Here is a 1,029-nt window from a genome sequence, read left to right on the forward strand (position 1 = left end):
GCCGAAACAATGAAGACAAAGGCATTTGGCTACGCGAGTTGGTTTCTTCGACCATCACCTCTCACATGTAACATAGTGCACCAAAGGGTGCCCAGAATGTTTGTCATTGAGAGTCTGTGTTATACCGCTTGCGAAGCTGGCGCGGCTTCTTTTATACGCTCTTCCTGATTCAATGATTTTTCGTATTGGCTGTACTTCCACCAAGCAAAGCCAAGGAAAATCACGATACCACCAACGTTGTAGAAAATGATGGTCATGATGTCGGCCCCTGTAGGGAAGGTCGATGCTAAGAAACCAACCGTAAAGATAGCGATCAGTACCGATACGGTAGCGATGCCCATTTTGCGTGAGCCCATTTTGAAATCACGCTCGACGTGATCCAGTTTCAAGCGCAGATTCAGGTATGCCAACATGATGAACAGTGGTGGCAGCATCGATGCCGCTGCGGTCATGTTGATTACGGTGTTCATCAGATCTTGAGCGGTGTTAGAACCTAATGTTGGGATGATCATCAGTGGGATAACGATAAGGAACTGATACCAAGCTGCGCGAGCTGGTACGCCGTTTTCGTTCAGCTCTACGGTTTTCTTACCAAAAATGCCTTCTGGAATCTCAGAGAAGAAGATTTTCACTGGCGTTGCTGTCCACATCAGTAGAGAGCCAAACATAGCGGTGAAGGATACCAAGCCTACGAAGCGGTTCATCAATATTTCTGGCAAACCAAAGTACGCAGCCAAACCTTCAAATACTTGAACCGATCCGCCCGTGTATTTTAGGGTTTCGCTAGGAACAAATACGTTAATCAAAACAGACGCGACTGAGTAAAGCACACCGATAAAGATACCTGCGATGATGATGACTTTAACGAACGATTTCGAGCCGCCTTTTACATCGTTTACGTAAACCGCGACCGATTCCGCACCGCCTGCCGCCATAAAGATCCATGTAGTAATGCCTAAAAATACCCAGCTGAAATCAGGGATCATCGCTTCTACGGTAATTGGCTCAGCCGGTTCTACGCCGCCTATC

The 1,029-nt window shown here is 47.1% G+C and carries 1 pseudogene; it reads right to left on the reverse strand.

The features are described 5' to 3' along the window. Positions 1–119: 119 nt before the first annotated feature. Positions 120–1,029 (reverse strand): annotated as a pseudogene (locus R7M72_RS26055) (amino acid permease); the annotation flags it as partial.

The organism is Vibrio sp. YT-18 (assembly GCF_033337345.1).
Lineage (GTDB): Bacteria > Pseudomonadota > Gammaproteobacteria > Enterobacterales > Vibrionaceae > Vibrio > Vibrio alginolyticus.